Genomic DNA, 14,664 nt, shown 5'->3' on the forward strand with positions numbered 1-14,664 from the left:
AATGGATCTTGAGCAGTTAGCCGATTATTTTTTCAAATATGCGCGTGAGCAGGGAAATCCATATGAGAAATTTCCTTTAGGAACTGAAGTGGATGAGTTTGGTGCTCCCTATATTGAGATTTCTGAAGCTGGGAAGCTGTCCATTGTTGCGAAAGATCGCGGTGAAGAATGTCTAAGAAAAGAAACGACGTCACCGGAAGTGTTGGCCAAATGGGTGTATGAGATTTTCAATAGGGAATAATAAAGCGACTTAAAGGTAAGAAATGGGGGCGGATTTGAATGGCACTTACCTAACATGTTTAGCGTGCCCATTTTTCCTGACATCCACCCTTGCTGACCGACGTGATTTGGTCAGCAAGGGGTAGGCTTGAGGTCTTCGTTTTATGGCTCGCGGCTCGATACGACCGGGTTGGTTTCCAACGCGCCTTTGAGCGATCAGCGTCAATAAATTTGACAGGCCATCCTCTTCGTCAGAGCCGCCATATTGTCGCAGCGCCAGCCATAGCTGAAGGCTGTGTTTGAAGCTCAGTTCGCGAGGTAAGCAGTCAGCTAATAGAGCCGATTGAGAAAAACGGGGACAGACCCTGAGAAATCCCCGCTTTTTCCTACGAGAAATCAAGAAGTTGGGAATTGTAGAGACCTGCATGGGGCGGCAGCTTGTATTGCACCACACAAAAACAAGATCCGAACCCATGCAGGCCATCCGATTCTTACACAGCGCGCTCGCTCAAGCACTTCCCACTGTCCATTCTCGTCGTCTGAAAACATTGATGTGTTGTGTCAGCGCATTACTCCAAGGGAGAAACGGGGACAGACCACGTTTATCCTGCAAGAGATCCTGACGCACCCAAAAGAGTAGATCCGGGTCAGCCAGGTTACTCGTTGGAGTTACCTAAGGTTTGGGAATCGCTGCTCGAAAAAAACTCGAGTAACGCGCGCGTTTATACCCAAGATGAATTTCTCAAGGAGTTCGGGAAATGACATTGAATCAATCGGTTTTTGATGATCTCTGGAATGGCGAAAAAAGTGTCTGCTTTTTTGTTCATTTGGGGAGATGCTTTTGGGTTGTTGATGAAAAATACAATTTTTGTCTTGATGCGGAGAAAGATTATCGTGCCTACCTCGAGGGTGGAGATATTACCCAAGAGCAGTATGATCTTGCTTGTAAAGAATTTAGAGGGGGTATTCTGAGAATGACTGCGGATAATTTTCCGCAGTATTTACAGAGTTCAAATGAAAAAATCCTGTCTTCGTTTGAGCTTGAGAACTTTATTGGGGTTGATGGCGATATATTTAAGAAGGTTGAGGCGTACTATTTAACGGGTGAGGTGTTAAGTATGGCTGACTTTAAGCATGCAAATGTCATTTCTTCACGTTTTCCGAAGTTTTATATAAATTTTGATAGAAAAATATATATGCATCTGGATTATGGGCGCGCTCATGAAGACCTTGCCTATTCAGATTGGACCGCCGAGTGTGCGGATTTCAGCTTTCTGATTCCTGATAATGAACGATACTGGGTAAAGGCAGGTAATGATTATTGGAAACTTCGGTTTTTGTAAAGATGATAAACGGGGACAGACCCTGAGAGATCCCCCACAAATCTACTCCAGCGCCTGCGCCTGTTGATGTACCTCGGCTCGCAATGCGTGCTCAAGTCTCTCCAAGGTTTTTCGAGAGTTCGAGCCGCGTCCGCAGCGCCAGTATTCCAAGCCCAGTCGCCATAGCGACAACACCCGCCGGCGTTTCAGGCTATTGCTTTGAAAGCGATGTTCATGACCTGCTTCACGGTCCTGCAACCCCGTTATACAAATGATGTAATTGGCCAAAGCCGAGATCAGTAAAAGCACTTCGATTCGGCGCGGACAGCGACTCCGGTGGCGAGTCACGCCGACGCCAAAGTAATAAACGGGGACAGACCACGTTTATCGAGGGAGGGATACTGCTCCTTCAATTTAATCGTGTTCTGTCCCCGTTTTCCGCTTGGTGGTTCGCGATTTGCAGCCGAAATTGAAGCTATGATTGGGCGACGAGCTCGGCGGGGATGCCCGGGCAGACCGAAAAGCATTAGATTTTTTTAGATGGAAAACGTGGTCTGTCACCGTGTTCATTACCCGTTTTCACAAAGGTAGTAATAATGGTGTTGAAGGGGTTTTCGAATGGATTGTTGATGAAGGAGATGTCACTCATCGACGTTTTATTCCGGGTGGAAAAGTCACTGGATTTCCTAACCAAATTCCGAAGAAGTAGGAGGGGAAAATGAGTCCATTAAAGTGCTTGATCAGTTTAGGTTTGATGGAGTGGTCAACCATTTTGTTAGGGTTTGGTAAAGGTTGGGTAGGGCGAGAAGGTATTATTGAATATGCTTCCAGTCAGCTTCTGAACGGTAGTGAGAGTGAGGATGTTGCTGTTCTCGCAGGAGGGAGGTATCTAAGTGATGATGAGTTGCTTGGGGTTGTCTCAAAACAAATAAAAATATCAGATGATGTCGCTGATATGGATAAGTGGCGTTTGGCTTTTTTACTGTGTATTGATTTGTCAGGCGATAGTGATGAGCGCAAGATTGATAGACTTCAGGAGGTCTATGCGGATTTTGGTTATCCAGAAGATATGGCTTTATGTAGCATTTATTCTCAAGGTAGTGCTTGTCCGCTTGTCGTTATGCGTGAAGTCGTAGGGAAGTTGAAGGCGGAATTTTTTATTGATTAGTTTGCAGAGGTTGTAAAAAAAAGGGGGCGGATTTGAATGGCACTTACTTAATATGTTTAGAATAAACGGGGCAGGCCACATTTATCGAGGGCTGGATAATGCTCTTTCAATTTAATCGTGGTCTGTCCCCGTTTTTCCTTCTCAGTACCCATCGCTTGGGGACACAGATGTATCGACTGCTGAAGTCTATCAAGCGAGTTGGAGATAGGATTGGTTGACCAGATTCGGGCTGCCACCAATGGCAACTATGTACTTGGTGATTCGCGATTTGCAGCCGAAATTGAAGCTATGATTGGGCGACGAGCTCGGCGGGGATGCCCGGGCAGACCGAAAAAGCATTCGATTTTTTAGATGGAAAACGTGGTCTGTCCCGTTTTCCGCCCGTTTTCCCTCCCGAGCAATATGGCGCACGACGACGTAGTACTGATTTTCAACTGGGGAAATCATTGGGGCCGGAAGATCATTTGGTTGAATTGAAAAAGCCCAGGCAGCGGCCTTCCTGGATGAGCCAGACCTATTACGACGACGCACCAGAGACACTGACGATACGTGAACTGAAAACCGGCGGAAAAATCCTGGTGACGACCTTGAGTTGCCCGCAGCAAGTCCCGAAAGCAGCGCTCAAATCGCTGTATAAGGACCGATGGCATGTTGAGCTGGATCTACGCAATCTCAAGACAACGCTGGGACTTGAAACGCTGAGCTGCAAGACACCTGGCATGGCCATCAAAGAGCTATGGATTTATCTGCTGGCGCACAATCTGATTCGGATGATCATGGCCCAATCCGCTCTGTTAGTGGATTGTTTACCACGAGAACTGAGCTTCAAGCATAGTCTTCAGCTGTGCCTTGCGTTGAGGCAGTACGGGGGTGGCGAATACGGCGATGAGTTGTTGAGCCTACTCGAGTTGATTGCCTGCAAACGTGTCGGAAACCGGCCTGGCCGGATAGAACCCCGCGCTTTAAAACGAAGACCCAAGCCTTACCCCATGCTGATGCAAACACGTCGATCGGCAAGGGCTGAGGTACGGAGGAATGGGCACCCGAAGAAGGTTAAGTAAGTGCCATTCGGGACAGACCACATTTTTAAACGTGGTCTGTCCCCGATTTCTGTCCCCGATTTCTCTTAACGTGGTCTGTCCCCGATTTCTCTTGGTGCTGGATATAAAATTGCTAGTGACGGGAAAACTCTAGTTAGTCAGGATGGCTTAAGGCAGTATAGGCCACCAACCTATAAGCCAAATCAGCAGGGGATCCAAGCTAACTTCGAGCAAAGGTATCCTGGGCAAGAGACAAAGAAATGGCAGTCAAATGGTCATCTGGATATTACGGATTAAACTATGGAAGCAAAGCTAAAGCGGCTGCATAGCCCTGATGTTTATAATCTGGAAGATTATCAGCCGGATCTTCAGGATGAATTCGGTTTTCTCCTTCAAGCCATGATTGGGCCCGCAGGGGAGGAGGGTGAAGAGTCATTTGATATAGAGGTTTGTACTCCGAAGTGGATCGAGAAAAGACATAGGGTAGATGAGGTGGTTATTGGGCTGCATTACCTGATTGTCCGTGAATACAATTACCAGAGAATTGTTAAAGCTATTGAGAGGTTTTTGCAGGGTTGTTCGGGAAAAGATTGGAGTGAGGTTTCAAAAAAAGTATCAAGATTAGGTTTTTGGGAGTTCGAAGGGTACGAAGAGGGAGCATAAAAGAGGACTGTCATAAATTTTGTGTTCGGGCATAACATGTTGAAAAGGAGCATGTATGCCGACCAAGAAAAACGGGGACAGACCACGTTTATCCTGAGAATGGCAAAAAATGGGGCGGTGCCTTGTTCTTACTCTATATGCGATTGGACCTTAAAGGTCTGCATACGGAGAATTCAGAATTTATGATACGCCGCTTTGACAAATGTTTTCTCATCAGCCGAACATACGCTTTAAAGGACATTCAGACGTGAAAAGAACCACACTACTAGCACTCACCCTGATTCTGGCATTACCGGGCTGCCATTCCAACGTCCGGGACTCTTCCCCCAGCCTGTTGAAGGACGGTATTCAGCTGCACCAGAACAAGGTGGCTGTCGATGCGCAACACGCCAAGATCATCATGAAAGCATCAGGTAGCACTACCCCGGTAGAGTTCTCGATCCTTCGCGCAACGGATCCTGACAAGCGTATGGAGGTGCTTGGAACTGTGGTGGATTCAGGTCAGGGAAAGGTCTTCGGCTGGATCGCCAAACTCAACGAAGCGGCCAACAGCGCCACGCTTAAACGCTTCCCGAAGTTGGAAGTGCAGGCGGATGCCGATCAGCCATTCCAGGTGTCGGGTTATTCGAATGGCGCGGGTGTTGGGAGTATCTATAGCTGCGGTCCGCTAAAAACCACTTTCACACCAGAAAGGAGCAAGGTCTATTTGGTGGAGTTTCAGTTTGTTGATAGCCGCTGTGAGCAGCATGTTTACGATATAACTAAGGCTCAGGAGCGCATTCCCGTGACGAGCATGCCTTCTGCGTAAAGGACGCTCATTTGTTTGTTCTCATTATGTAAAACGGGCGACCCATAGGTCGCCCGTTTTACATTTACTCCGCAGCCTGCGCCCGCAATCGCCTGCCAATCACATCCATCAAATCACAACCATCCCGCAACGGTATGGCCAGCAGTTTTGAAAAGTCGGACAGCACCACCGTATCGCAACCAATCTCGGCGCGAAAGGCGATGTTTTCCAGCACCTGGGTGACGGTGCGAATGCGGTAGTCGGCCATGGCGTGCAGGACGTCGAGTGGGGCTTGGGTGTCGATGAGCAGGGAGGCCGGGATCAGGTCGATTCCGGTGAGGGGCATGTATCGATTCATTTGAAGATCTCTGTTTGATGGGCTAATGCCGTCACTCAGTCGTCGCCAAACGAGAGGGTGGCAGCTGTACGCAGGTTGGCGAACCGGTACAGAGAAACCGGCAGATCCGAAGATCTCCCGCGCACAGCCGCCATAAATAGCGGCTTTGCGGGTGCGTTGGCGCCTGCAATTAAGCTGATAGCCTTCGCATTCTCTATAATCAGGTCGCCAAACCTGAATCGCCATTTGGGCGACGGGCGGACTATAAGCTTCATCGTTCCAGCGGTGCAAGACGACTGTTTCCGAGGTTGTTGTAGGGCGTTTGCCTGGCGGCAGTTGGGCAACTGGACGCGGCCTACAGAACACTGCATAACCTTGTGGGAGTGAGCTTGCTCGCGATAGCGGTGCATCAGTCGACATCCATGTTGAATGTTAGTCAATCATCGCGGGCAAGCCCGCTCCCACAGGGGATTTGTGGTGTTAACTGCCGGACCAAGCAGTCTACCCCCCATGGCAGCAACTAGCTGACACCTTGTCTTCATACCGATCGTGATGCCTCACCCAATCCATGATCTCCTCTTCATTACGCCCCTTAGGCGTGAGGTCCAGATAGTTGTAGGCGCCGACCAGCAAATCCAGACCGCGGGCATACGTTGAATAGGTATGGAAAATCTCCCCCGCTTCATTGCGATAAAACACGCTGAGCCCTGGGAGTTCTTCCTCAACACCGTCAGTTTTTTCGTAGTTGTAAGTCGCTTTCCCGGCGGCGACGTCTTCGGCCCGGGCGCAGACACCAAAGTCATAGTTGAAGTCGCAGCCTTCCGACGACACCCAATCGAATTTCCAGCCCATGCGCTGTTTGAACGCTTGGAATTCGGCGAACGGTGCGTGGGAAACCGCGACCACGGCGACGTCGTGGTGGGCCAGGTGTTGGTTGGCGCCGTCGATGTGGTCGGAGAGGAACGAGCAGCCTGGGCAGCCTTCGTCCCAGCCAGCGGCGAACATGAAGTGGTAGACGATCAACTGGCTGCGGCCGCCGAACAGGTCGGTCAGGCTCAGTTCGCCGTTGGTGCCCTGAAAGCGGTAGGGTTTGTCGATTTTTACCCAGGGCAGGGCGCGGCGTTCGGCGCTGAGTTTGTCTCGTTCTTTGGTGAAGGCTTTTTCGTGGGCCAAGTGTTGTTTGCGGGCGGCGAGCCATTCTTCCCGGGACACGACCGGATGATTCTGTATGTTCATGCTGATTTCTCCTGCTTGCTGTGGCGAAAGTCGATCCGCGCAGAGGGGTAAACCGTCTTACACAGCCTAGTCGTTTGGCCTGCGCTCAAATCGACAGGCCGCCGGTCGGTTGGGGGAAAGAACTCGGCTGAACGGCTGCACTCCCTATCGGTCACAACCTATGAAGGCCATTTCACTCGTGGGCACTGGAGGTTGATCAGGATGACGACTTATAACTGGGATTTGATCGAGCATTTACTGCACGAAGTGCAGAACAGTGCTGGCCGCAGTTTCACTCCACGGCCTTATGCCGAGCAGTATGCGGCGGCGAAAGCCTCCGCGGGCGAGCCGTTCGAGAATCTGGATCGCCTGAAAACGATGGCCGGTGAGTACGAAAAAATACTGCTGTTGCGGGGGTATATCGAGCCTCGGCCGGAGGATCAGGGTGGCAATGGCGAGAATTACATTTTGACACCCCGGGGCTCGAGTTTGTTGAGCCTGATCGACAGCAGCATCCCGGGAAATGAGCATCCGCGCCAGGTGCTGGATGAGCAGGAAGATGCGCTGGATGAATTGACGTTTGATGAAGTGGCGTCGAAGGCTCAGATTGCATGAAGCTTGCAGCTTTAGAACCTATCCTCGCTGCGCCGCTTTCAGACACTTCAAATCAGTGAAATCCTTGCGCATGTCTTCAATCTTTTGCAGCAACCGTTGACGTTGAAACGGCGTGCTCTCGGCCATCAAGTCCACCAGCAACGCCCGAGCCTGGGCTTCGGTGTTGGCATAGGCCACACGGTAAGCGGGGGTCCATAAACTCTCGCGATCAACCAGAAGTGTCTCGATTTGCTGTGGGAATTGCGGACTCTGACGTTGCGCGACCGCCGCGCTGAATTGCTGTTGCCAATGGACGCGGTTGGCAATCCATTCTTTGTTCTGATCCCCCAGGGCGCTCGACCAAGCCATCACCCGTTGCTGTTGGGTTGGGCTGAGTGGTCCGAGCCAGGCATTCAGGCGTTTTTCCATGCGCTTGCTTCGCTCTTTGATCTGTTGCTCTAGAGGTGGCTTGAGGTATTCCTCCTGGCGTTTGCGCAGGTCCCTGGCGAAAGCGTCGTTCATTTCCGCGACTTGCTTGTCATCCAGCCCTTGCAACAGTTCGATGGCCGATGGGGTAATTTCCCGGGCGGTTTCGGCGATGGCTTGTTTGGCTTCCTGGGTACGGGCTTGCAGCTCGGCGTCGGTGATCTGGTTGGTCTCGATCATGGTCTGTAAACGATTCAGCCAGTCGAGGTAGCCGGGTAGTTGCGTGGTGCAGTGCCAGCGCAGGTGTTCCTTGAGCCGCTCGTTCAACCAGTCTTTTTGCTGGCGGTTCATGTCCAGGTAGTCGCTGAGCGTCCAGGGAATGATCACGTCGAGGTTGCGGTAAGCCAGGCCCACGCGGGTGCAGGCGGCGATGGTGAGGCTGAGCGTGAGGATGACGGTGATCTGTTTCAACCAATGCGACATGGCAAGCCCTTGCGAAGACCTGGTTTTTATTGGGTTCTTTAATGTGAACGCAGGACGAGCCCGGCAGTTCAGCCGATTAATAGAAGGCGCGTGCGGCCTTGAGGGTGACCAGGCCGTCACACTCGCTATTGTGGCCGGAATAGGCGGAGCAATCGCTGCCGCTCAGGCTTGAGTCACTGTAGATCAAGTCCAGGTCGATACCCATGAACGGCCGGGACAATTTCACCGACCAGTCGGTAAAACTGCCTACATATCCACCGTCAACGGATACCGGCGTATTGAGCTGGTGAGTGGTGTATTTCAGGCTGACCCCGATGCCGAACGGCTGATTGCCACTGAGGTCGGCGAACAGGGTGCTGTTCTGTTTGTCCGGGTCGTTGCTGAAGGCAGCGCCGAAACGGCTATCCAGTAGGGTCAGGCCGCCGAAAAGCTCCTGGCTGTCGAGGGTATCCGCTTTGGGGTAACTGTAACGAATCATGCCCACTTCGTAGCCGAGGGAGTGATCGAAGGGCTGTTTAAAGCCCATGTAGGAGTCGACTTCAAGGTTGCTCGAAGGACTAAGCCCCATGCTGGGGGACCATTGGCCCACGTAGAAGCCGCTGTCGTGGCTCAGGTCGAGGCCACCGTGGAACGAGCCGGTCGTCGAGGGTTTGACCAGCCCTTGGGCCATGCTGCGGCTGGGGGTGGTGGCGAGCTTGAGATCGAAATCGCCCAATTCGCGCTGGAAGACTTGCGCATGGGCGACGGAACACCACAACAGGCTGGCGAGCAGGAGAAAAGGGGGCTTGAGCATGCGTCACTCCATGAGCTGCGAGGAGCAGGTGGTGAAAACCTGCTGAAACGCTTGATCCAGACACGTGCAAGCATACCGGCGAATGTTCGGCATCGAGGGCCGTTCGTCGATTGTTGAAATATTGATTTGTTTTATGGGGTGTTGCTGGAGGGTTCCAGTCCAAGCGCTTCGAAGCTCAAAGCGCTTAGGGACCAGTTAAAGCGGGGGAATTACTTTTTGCCCAGCGTGATCTGCTTGGACGGGCCGAACGTCTGGCCGCTGACGCCTTTGGCAATTTGCTGGATCTCGCCACCGGACTTGAGGAACGCAGCGATCTGATTGTTGATCGATTCGCTGGTTTCAACGGCTGGAGCTGGCTTTGCTTTGCTGTTGGATGCTTTTACACGCATGGCGGCCATTAACCTGTAGAAATTAACTTGGCCAGGCATCGTACAGGAAATACTTGACAATTGCTTGGTAAATATCCTCCCGAAATAGACACGGCAGGTGCGCGAATAATCGCAAGTTATTATTTGGAATAGTCCCCTAAGCTGCTGTTTTAACTAAAAACCTCAGTGGAAAAATAGTGCTTTTCGGATGGGCTGGCCACCGTCCAGACCACCCGAACGGCCTGACGAGCGGCCAAACACGCCCGCCAAACCCAGGGAAATTAGCGCCTTGCGCGGATTTTCTCGCGCCACCGAGCCGGCCCGCCGAACGTAGCCCGCAAAACCGGGTAGAATGCCGCCCACGCAATGAGGGTATTGGACATGGCTTTAGTCGGGCGTTACAACAGTTTGCAAGTGGTTAAACACACTAACTTCGGTTTATATCTGGACGGTGGCGCGGACGGCGAAATCCTTCTGCCTAATCGTTATATTCCCAAAGATATTCCCAGCGAAGATGAAGATTGGCTCAACGTTTTTATTTATCTGGATAGCGATGACAAACTTATCGCCACCACCGAAAAGCCGAAAGTTCAGGTCGGTGAATTCGCCAGTTTGAAAGTCGTTGAAGTCAACAGCATCGGCGTGTTCCTGGATTGGGGGTTGCCGAAGGATCTGCTGCTGCCGTATTCCGAAGAAAAGCGCCAGATGACTGCCGGCGAGTATGTCGTGGTGCACGTCTACCTCGACAAACACACCCGGCGCATCACCGCGACGGCACGTCTGGACCGTTATCTGGACAAGACCCCGGCCAACTACACCCCGGGCCAGGAAGTTGATTTGCTGGTAGCCGAAGCGACCGATATGGGCTTCAAGGCAATCATCAACAACAAGCACTGGGGCTTGATCCACAAGAACGAAATCTTCAAGTTCATGCGCGCCGGTAAAGAAGAGAAGGGCTTTATCAAAGAAGTCCGTGCCGACGGCAAGATCAGCTTGAGCCTGCAGCCGGTGGGCGAAGCCGCTGCCACCAGTCTGAACTCGAAGATTCTCGCCAAGTTGCGCGACAACAACGGCACCCTGCCAGTCAGCGACAAGAGCGACCCGACACTGATCAGCAGTATGTTCGGCGTCAGCAAGGGCAACTTCAAAAAGGCCATCGGTGCGTTGTACAAGAACGGCCAGATCGTCATTCACGCTGATCGTATCGAACTCAGCTGACCTGCACCGGCCCCGGTAGGCGCTACCGCAGGTTGTGATCAAAAAAGGATCCAGCCTACGGTAGCCTTCTGCGCAGCAGTCACCCATCTCTTTGTATACATAACACCCTGCACCGTTTGTAGGCGCGGACGCCCTGTTCGTGGGCGTTATAACCCCCTACACGTCTTGGAAGCTTTGCTCTGAACAGGGTTTAAAGCCAGGTTTGTCACACATTTTGATCGTATGGCACGCATTCTGCGTAGCAACTCGTATACAAACCATGCCGGATCCCGTACGCAGTGTGGTTGCTGCATCAATCCCGGGGGCCGCGCCTGTACTTTCGAGGAGCCCCGCGATGACCGAACGATTGCCCAATGGCTACAGCCCGCGCCTGTATAACCAGGATCTGGGGCCACTGCCGCAGACATGGAATTGGTACAACATCTTTGCCTTCTGGATGAGCGACGTGCACAGCGTCGGCGGCTATGTGTTCGCCGCCAGCTTGTTTGCGCTTGGGCTGGCCAGTTGGCAGGTGTTGATTGCCTTGCTCGGCGGGATTTGCATCGTGCAGTTGATCGCCAACCTGGTGGCCAGGCCGAGTCAGCAAGCCGCGGTGCCTTACCCGGTGATCTGCCGACTGGCGTTCGGGGTGTTCGGGGCGAATATTCCTGCGGTCATTCGCGGCCTGATTGCGGTGGCCTGGTACGGGATTCAGACGTACCTGGCGTCCAGTGCACTCATCATCGTTGTGCTGCGGTTTTTTCCTGCGATGGCGGCCTACGCCGAACCGCACTTTGCCGGTTTGTCCTACCTCGGCTGGTTCGGTTTCCTCAGCCTGTGGTTCGTCCAGGCGCTGGTGTTCTGGACCGGCATGGAGTCGATCCGCCGCTTCATCGACTGGGCCGGCCCCGTGGTGTACGGCGTGATGTTCCTGCTCGCCGGCTGGATCGTCTGGCAGGCCGGCTGGAGCAACATCAGCTTCACCCTGGCGGAAAAGTCCTTGTCTGGCTGGGAAGCCTTTGGCCAGGTGATCGTGGCAACGGCATTGGTGGTGTCGTATTTTTCCGGTCCGACCCTGAATTTCGGCGATTTCAGTCGCTACTGCCGCAGCATGAATGACGTGCGTCGCGGCAATTTCTGGGGGCTGCCGGTAAACTTTCTGGCGTTCTCGCTGGTGACCGTGGTGATCGTTTCCGGCACCTTGCCAGTGTTCGGTGAAATGCTTCACGACCCGATCGCCACCGTGGCGCGCATCGACAACAGCGTGGCGGTGCTGCTCGGCGCCTTTGCCTTCGTCACCGCGACCATCGGCATCAACATCGTCGCCAACTTCGTGTCCCCGGCATTCGACTTCGCCAACGTCGCCCCAAGCAAAATCAGTTGGCGTGCGGGTGGCATGATCGCCGCCATGGCGTCGATCTTCATCACCCCGTGGAACCTCTTCAACAACCCCGAAGTGATCCACTACACCCTCGATGTGCTGGCGGCGTTCATTGGCCCGCTGTTCGGGATTCTGCTGGTGGATTACTACCTGATCAAAAAACAGCAGATCGACGTCGATGCGCTGTTCAATGACGGCCCGAGCGGGCGCTATTACTACAGCGGCGGGATCAACTGGACGGCGGTCAAGGCGTTGATTCCTGCCACCCTGATGGGCGTTGCGATCACTTTCATCCCGGTGTTGCAGCCGATGGCCAACTTCGCCTGGTTCACCGGCTGCTTCCTCGGCGGCGTCCTGTACTTCGCACTGGCCAGGCGCGAGCAGGCACAGCAATCGGCGGCGCTGGTCATCGCTGGATGACGTACGTGGCGATTTAAAGGTCTTTTGCAGACACCTTTTTCTGTCCATCTGGTTAATAATCGACAGCATAATTTTTCGCCCCGGCACCCTCTGTTCAGCAGGAAGGCCGGGGCTTTGCTTTTACTGTCGAGTCACTGCCATGGATTGTGTTGTCGAGGTGTTCCGGTGAGCGCCACCCGGCGTAGCGCCGATGGGTTTGCCCTGCAAGTGATGGTCGGGCTGTGCCTGATCTGGGGTGTGCAACAGGTGATGATCAAATGGGCGGCGCCCGACATCGCGCCGGTCATGCAGGCGGCGGGGCGGTCGGGTATTTCCGCGTTGCTTGTAGGATTATTGATCTGCTGGAAGGGCGGTTGGGATCAGGTCGGGACTACCTGGCGCGGCGGCTTGCTGGCCGGCGCGTTGTTTGGCCTGGAGTTCTTCTTCATTGCCGAAGGTCTGCAACTGACCACGGCGGCGCATATGTCGGTATTTCTCTACACCGCGCCGATCTTTACCGCGTTGGGCGTGCATTGGTTGCTGCCGAGTGAGCGTTTAAGGCCGGTGCAGTGGCTGGGGATTTTTCTGGCGTTCATTGGCATTGCCATTGCGTTTGCCGGTGGTGTGTCCTGGGACAATCTTGACCACCGCATGTTGATGGGCGATGCCCTGGGTGTGCTGGCCGGCGCGTCGTGGGGCGCGACCACCGTGGTGGTGCGCGCCTCGCGCCTGTCGGAAGCGCCGGTGACCCTGACGCTGTTTTATCAACTGATCGTCGGCTTCGTCGGCCTGCTGCTGATTGCGATCCTCAGTGGTCAGGTCACCCATGTCAGCCTGACCACGGTGGCGGTGGCCAGCGTGCTGTTTCAGGGATTGGTGGTGTCGTTCTTCAGCTACCTGACGTGGTTCTGGCTACTGCGCCGTTACCTGGCGGCGAACCTCGCGGTGTTTTCGTTCATGACGCCGTTGTTCGGCGTCACGTTCGGCGTGGTGCTGCTGGGTGAAGAGCTGAGCCTGAACTTTGTGATCGGCGCGGTACTGGTTTTGCTCGGGATCACTTTTGTGAGCGCAGAGCAGTGGGTGCGCCGTCGTTTGCGCAAAGCACTTGGGCAACCCTGATCGGGCGCAGCAGCAAACCTGCGGCAATGATAAAACCGCCGCCGGCGATCACCAGCGCGGGTTGCAAGCCACCGCTGAAATGGCTGCTCAACGCGGCTAGCAACGGCCCGCTGAGCTGACCCACGGCGAAGCACGCGGTCAGCAGCCCGGCGTTGCGCTGGGTGGCGTGGGGCGCCAGTTCCCGGGAGCGCTGCATCACCAGTTGCATGCAGGCCAGAAACGGCCCGCCACACAGGATCACCCCCAGCGCCAGGCCGGCACCGCTGCCCAACAGGCAAGCAAACACCCCGGCGGCCTGTAGCCATAGCGTCGCCATCAGCCAATGACGAGTTGCGTTCGGGTTGTGCCGACGCAGGCTCACCAACACGACCCCGACCGCCGCCGCCAGACCAAAGCACGGCCAGAACAGATCGGCTTGCCATTGCCCATGGAACTGCGCGCTGGCCATTTGTGAGAGGAAAGTGGCCGGGATGATGTAGCCCAGACCGTACAACCCATAGATTACCGGTAAGCGTCCGACGCCTTGGGCAGCCGACTTGGTGGCAAGCGGTGTCTCCGTTGAAGTGGCGGCCGGCTGCGGCAGGAACGGCAGAATCGCCAGCAGCATCACCAGCCCGACAGCGGCATACACCAGCCACAAGGTTGCGGACGTCTGCCCCAGCAGGTTCGAGCCCAAGGCCAACAACCCTGTCAGAAAAATCCCCAGACCCGGTCCGGCAAACACCAAGGCGCCGAGTCGCGGACGACCGGCCGCCGCTGCCAGCGGTTGGCTCAACGCGGTAATCATCACCAGCACCCAGGCACTGGCCACGCCCGTGCCGAAACGCAGCGCCAGATGCGCCCAGAACCCGTTGGCCCAGAACGAGGCCAGGGTCAGCAATACACACAACCACAAACCGCCGAGCAGGCGCCTGCGAACCTGATCGGGGCGACGGGCGAACATCGCATCCACCGCGCCGACGAAGTAACCAAGGTAGTTGGCGGCGGCAATCAGACCAGCGGCAGTCAGGTCGATCTGACCTTCGTTGAGCAAGTGCGGCAGTTGTGGGGTGAGGGCGAAACGCCCGATGCCCATGGCCATCATCAGGGCGACAAAGCTGGCGGTTAAGCGAATCAGAGGGGACATGGTCTGAGTTCCGTTTCGAGGATCAAT

General features: G+C 54.3%; 16 protein-coding genes and 3 pseudogenes. 11 read left to right on the forward strand and 8 right to left on the reverse strand.

Annotation, left to right across the window (positions count from 1 at the left end):
* Position 1 precedes the first annotated feature (1 nt).
* Positions 2 to 241, forward strand: a complete 240-nt coding sequence (locus AC1DQM_RS18620; RefSeq protein ID WP_028939943.1) for a hypothetical protein — start codon at positions 2 to 4, stop codon at positions 239 to 241.
* Between the two features lie 45 nt (positions 242 to 286).
* On the opposite strand, the pseudogene AC1DQM_RS18625 reads toward AC1DQM_RS18620, so the two are convergent.
* Positions 287 to 568: pseudogene (locus AC1DQM_RS18625) on the reverse strand (IS4 family transposase); the annotation flags it as partial.
* A gap of 409 nt (positions 569 to 977) precedes the next feature.
* Here AC1DQM_RS18625 and AC1DQM_RS18630 point away from each other — a divergent pair.
* Positions 978 to 1,562, forward strand: coding sequence for a hypothetical protein (locus AC1DQM_RS18630; protein ID WP_477746647.1), 585 nt, complete (start codon positions 978 to 980; stop codon positions 1,560 to 1,562).
* Between the two features lie 42 nt (positions 1,563 to 1,604).
* Here AC1DQM_RS18630 and AC1DQM_RS18635 read toward each other — a convergent pair.
* A pseudogene (locus tag AC1DQM_RS18635) lies at positions 1,605 to 1,883 on the reverse strand (IS4 family transposase); the annotation flags it as partial.
* 139 nt (positions 1,884 to 2,022) lie between these two features.
* Between AC1DQM_RS18635 and AC1DQM_RS18640 the strand changes: the two are divergent.
* The 5 genes and pseudogenes from AC1DQM_RS18640 to AC1DQM_RS18660 all read left to right on the forward strand — a co-directional run bounded on the left by AC1DQM_RS18640 (position 2,023) and on the right by AC1DQM_RS18660 (position 5,220).
* On the forward strand, positions 2,023 to 2,250 hold the full coding sequence (locus AC1DQM_RS18640) for a hypothetical protein (RefSeq protein WP_477746648.1): 228 nt from the start codon (positions 2,023 to 2,025) through the stop codon (positions 2,248 to 2,250).
* Between the two features lie 9 nt (positions 2,251 to 2,259).
* The gene (locus tag AC1DQM_RS18645; RefSeq protein ID WP_477746649.1) at positions 2,260 to 2,709 is read left to right on the forward strand and encodes a DUF2247 family protein; all 450 of its coding nucleotides are present in this window, start codon (positions 2,260 to 2,262) and stop codon (positions 2,707 to 2,709) included.
* A gap of 395 nt (positions 2,710 to 3,104) precedes the next feature.
* A pseudogene (locus AC1DQM_RS18650) lies at positions 3,105 to 3,770 on the forward strand (transposase); the annotation flags it as partial.
* Positions 3,771 to 4,049: 279 nt separating this feature from the next.
* Complete coding sequence (locus tag AC1DQM_RS18655) at positions 4,050 to 4,412, forward strand: immunity 8 family protein (RefSeq protein ID WP_477746650.1); 363 nt, start codon at positions 4,050 to 4,052, stop codon at positions 4,410 to 4,412.
* Positions 4,413 to 4,659: 247 nt separating this feature from the next.
* Entirely contained in the window at positions 4,660 to 5,220 is a 561-nt protein-coding gene (locus tag AC1DQM_RS18660) for a hypothetical protein (protein ID WP_477746651.1), read from the forward strand.
* A gap of 64 nt (positions 5,221 to 5,284) precedes the next feature.
* Here the strand turns inward: AC1DQM_RS18660 and AC1DQM_RS18665 are convergent, their stop codons facing one another.
* Together AC1DQM_RS18665 and AC1DQM_RS18670 are read right to left on the reverse strand one after the other, a co-directional pair.
* Positions 5,285 to 5,557, reverse strand: a complete 273-nt coding sequence (locus tag AC1DQM_RS18665) for a hypothetical protein (RefSeq protein ID WP_028939944.1) — start codon at positions 5,555 to 5,557, stop codon at positions 5,285 to 5,287.
* A gap of 480 nt (positions 5,558 to 6,037) precedes the next feature.
* Entirely contained in the window at positions 6,038 to 6,772 is a 735-nt protein-coding gene (locus AC1DQM_RS18670; RefSeq protein ID WP_477746652.1) for a DUF899 domain-containing protein, read from the reverse strand.
* A gap of 201 nt (positions 6,773 to 6,973) precedes the next feature.
* On the opposite strand from AC1DQM_RS18670, the gene AC1DQM_RS18675 reads away from it, so the two are divergent.
* Positions 6,974 to 7,366, forward strand: coding sequence for a hypothetical protein (locus tag AC1DQM_RS18675; protein WP_018929896.1), 393 nt, complete (start codon positions 6,974 to 6,976; stop codon positions 7,364 to 7,366).
* Positions 7,367 to 7,384: 18 nt separating this feature from the next.
* Here AC1DQM_RS18675 and AC1DQM_RS18680 read toward each other — a convergent pair whose 3' ends face one another.
* The 3 genes from AC1DQM_RS18680 to AC1DQM_RS18690 form a co-directional block, all read right to left on the reverse strand.
* Positions 7,385 to 8,254, reverse strand: coding sequence for a DUF6279 family lipoprotein (locus AC1DQM_RS18680; protein ID WP_477746653.1), 870 nt, complete (start codon positions 8,252 to 8,254; stop codon positions 7,385 to 7,387).
* Between the two features lie 76 nt (positions 8,255 to 8,330).
* The gene (locus tag AC1DQM_RS18685) at positions 8,331 to 9,047 is read right to left on the reverse strand and encodes a TorF family putative porin (RefSeq protein WP_477746654.1); all 717 of its coding nucleotides are present in this window, start codon (positions 9,045 to 9,047) and stop codon (positions 8,331 to 8,333) included.
* 209 nt (positions 9,048 to 9,256) lie between these two features.
* Positions 9,257 to 9,445 (reverse strand): hypothetical protein, encoded by a 189-nt coding sequence (locus AC1DQM_RS18690; protein WP_017337097.1) that lies wholly within the window; start codon positions 9,443 to 9,445, stop codon positions 9,257 to 9,259.
* Between the two features lie 351 nt (positions 9,446 to 9,796).
* On the opposite strand from AC1DQM_RS18690, the gene AC1DQM_RS18695 reads away from it, so the two are divergent.
* From AC1DQM_RS18695 to AC1DQM_RS18705, 3 genes are all read left to right on the forward strand, one after another.
* Entirely contained in the window at positions 9,797 to 10,633 is an 837-nt protein-coding gene (locus AC1DQM_RS18695; RefSeq protein ID WP_007942143.1) for a CvfB family protein, read from the forward strand.
* 334 nt (positions 10,634 to 10,967) lie between these two features.
* Positions 10,968 to 12,413: an NCS1 family nucleobase:cation symporter-1 gene (locus tag AC1DQM_RS18700; protein WP_138866143.1), complete on the forward strand. Its 1,446-nt coding sequence runs from the start codon at positions 10,968 to 10,970 to the stop codon at positions 12,411 to 12,413.
* Positions 12,414 to 12,578: 165 nt separating this feature from the next.
* Positions 12,579 to 13,511 (forward strand): DMT family transporter, encoded by a 933-nt coding sequence (locus tag AC1DQM_RS18705; protein WP_028939950.1) that lies wholly within the window; start codon positions 12,579 to 12,581, stop codon positions 13,509 to 13,511.
* Here AC1DQM_RS18705 and AC1DQM_RS18710 read toward each other — a convergent pair.
* Positions 13,447 to 14,637, reverse strand: coding sequence for an MFS transporter (locus tag AC1DQM_RS18710; RefSeq protein WP_477746655.1), 1,191 nt, complete (start codon positions 14,635 to 14,637; stop codon positions 13,447 to 13,449). The two genes, AC1DQM_RS18705 and AC1DQM_RS18710, sit on opposite strands and share 65 nt — an antisense overlap.
* Positions 14,638 to 14,664 lie beyond the last annotated feature (27 nt).

It is taken from the genome of Pseudomonas sp. 01L34 (assembly GCF_056400265.1).

Bases quoted from the DNA above. Each gene is read 5' to 3' on its own strand.
- AC1DQM_RS18700 (WP_138866143.1), top strand. From the start codon at position 10,968: ATGACCGAACGATTGCCCAATGGCTACAGCCCGCGCCTGTATAACCAG.
- AC1DQM_RS18710 (WP_477746655.1), bottom strand. From the start codon at position 14,637: ATGTCCCCTCTGATTCGCTTAACCGCCAGCTTTGTCGCCCTGATGATG.
- AC1DQM_RS18670 (WP_477746652.1), bottom strand. From the start codon at position 6,772: ATGAACATACAGAATCATCCGGTCGTGTCCCGGGAAGAATGGCTCGCC.
- AC1DQM_RS18690 (WP_017337097.1), bottom strand. From the start codon at position 9,445: ATGGCCGCCATGCGTGTAAAAGCATCCAACAGCAAAGCAAAGCCAGCT.
- AC1DQM_RS18680 (WP_477746653.1), bottom strand. From the start codon at position 8,254: ATGTCGCATTGGTTGAAACAGATCACCGTCATCCTCACGCTCAGCCTC.
- AC1DQM_RS18685 (WP_477746654.1), bottom strand. From the start codon at position 9,047: ATGCTCAAGCCCCCTTTTCTCCTGCTCGCCAGCCTGTTGTGGTGTTCC.
- AC1DQM_RS18695 (WP_007942143.1), top strand. From the start codon at position 9,797: ATGGCTTTAGTCGGGCGTTACAACAGTTTGCAAGTGGTTAAACACACT.
- AC1DQM_RS18620 (WP_028939943.1), top strand. From the start codon at position 2: ATGGATCTTGAGCAGTTAGCCGATTATTTTTTCAAATATGCGCGTGAG.
- AC1DQM_RS18675 (WP_018929896.1), top strand. From the start codon at position 6,974: ATGACGACTTATAACTGGGATTTGATCGAGCATTTACTGCACGAAGTG.
- AC1DQM_RS18665 (WP_028939944.1), bottom strand. From the start codon at position 5,557: ATGAATCGATACATGCCCCTCACCGGAATCGACCTGATCCCGGCCTCC.
- AC1DQM_RS18655 (WP_477746650.1), top strand. From the start codon at position 4,050: ATGGAAGCAAAGCTAAAGCGGCTGCATAGCCCTGATGTTTATAATCTG.
- AC1DQM_RS18645 (WP_477746649.1), top strand. From the start codon at position 2,260: ATGAGTCCATTAAAGTGCTTGATCAGTTTAGGTTTGATGGAGTGGTCA.
- AC1DQM_RS18630 (WP_477746647.1), top strand. From the start codon at position 978: ATGACATTGAATCAATCGGTTTTTGATGATCTCTGGAATGGCGAAAAA.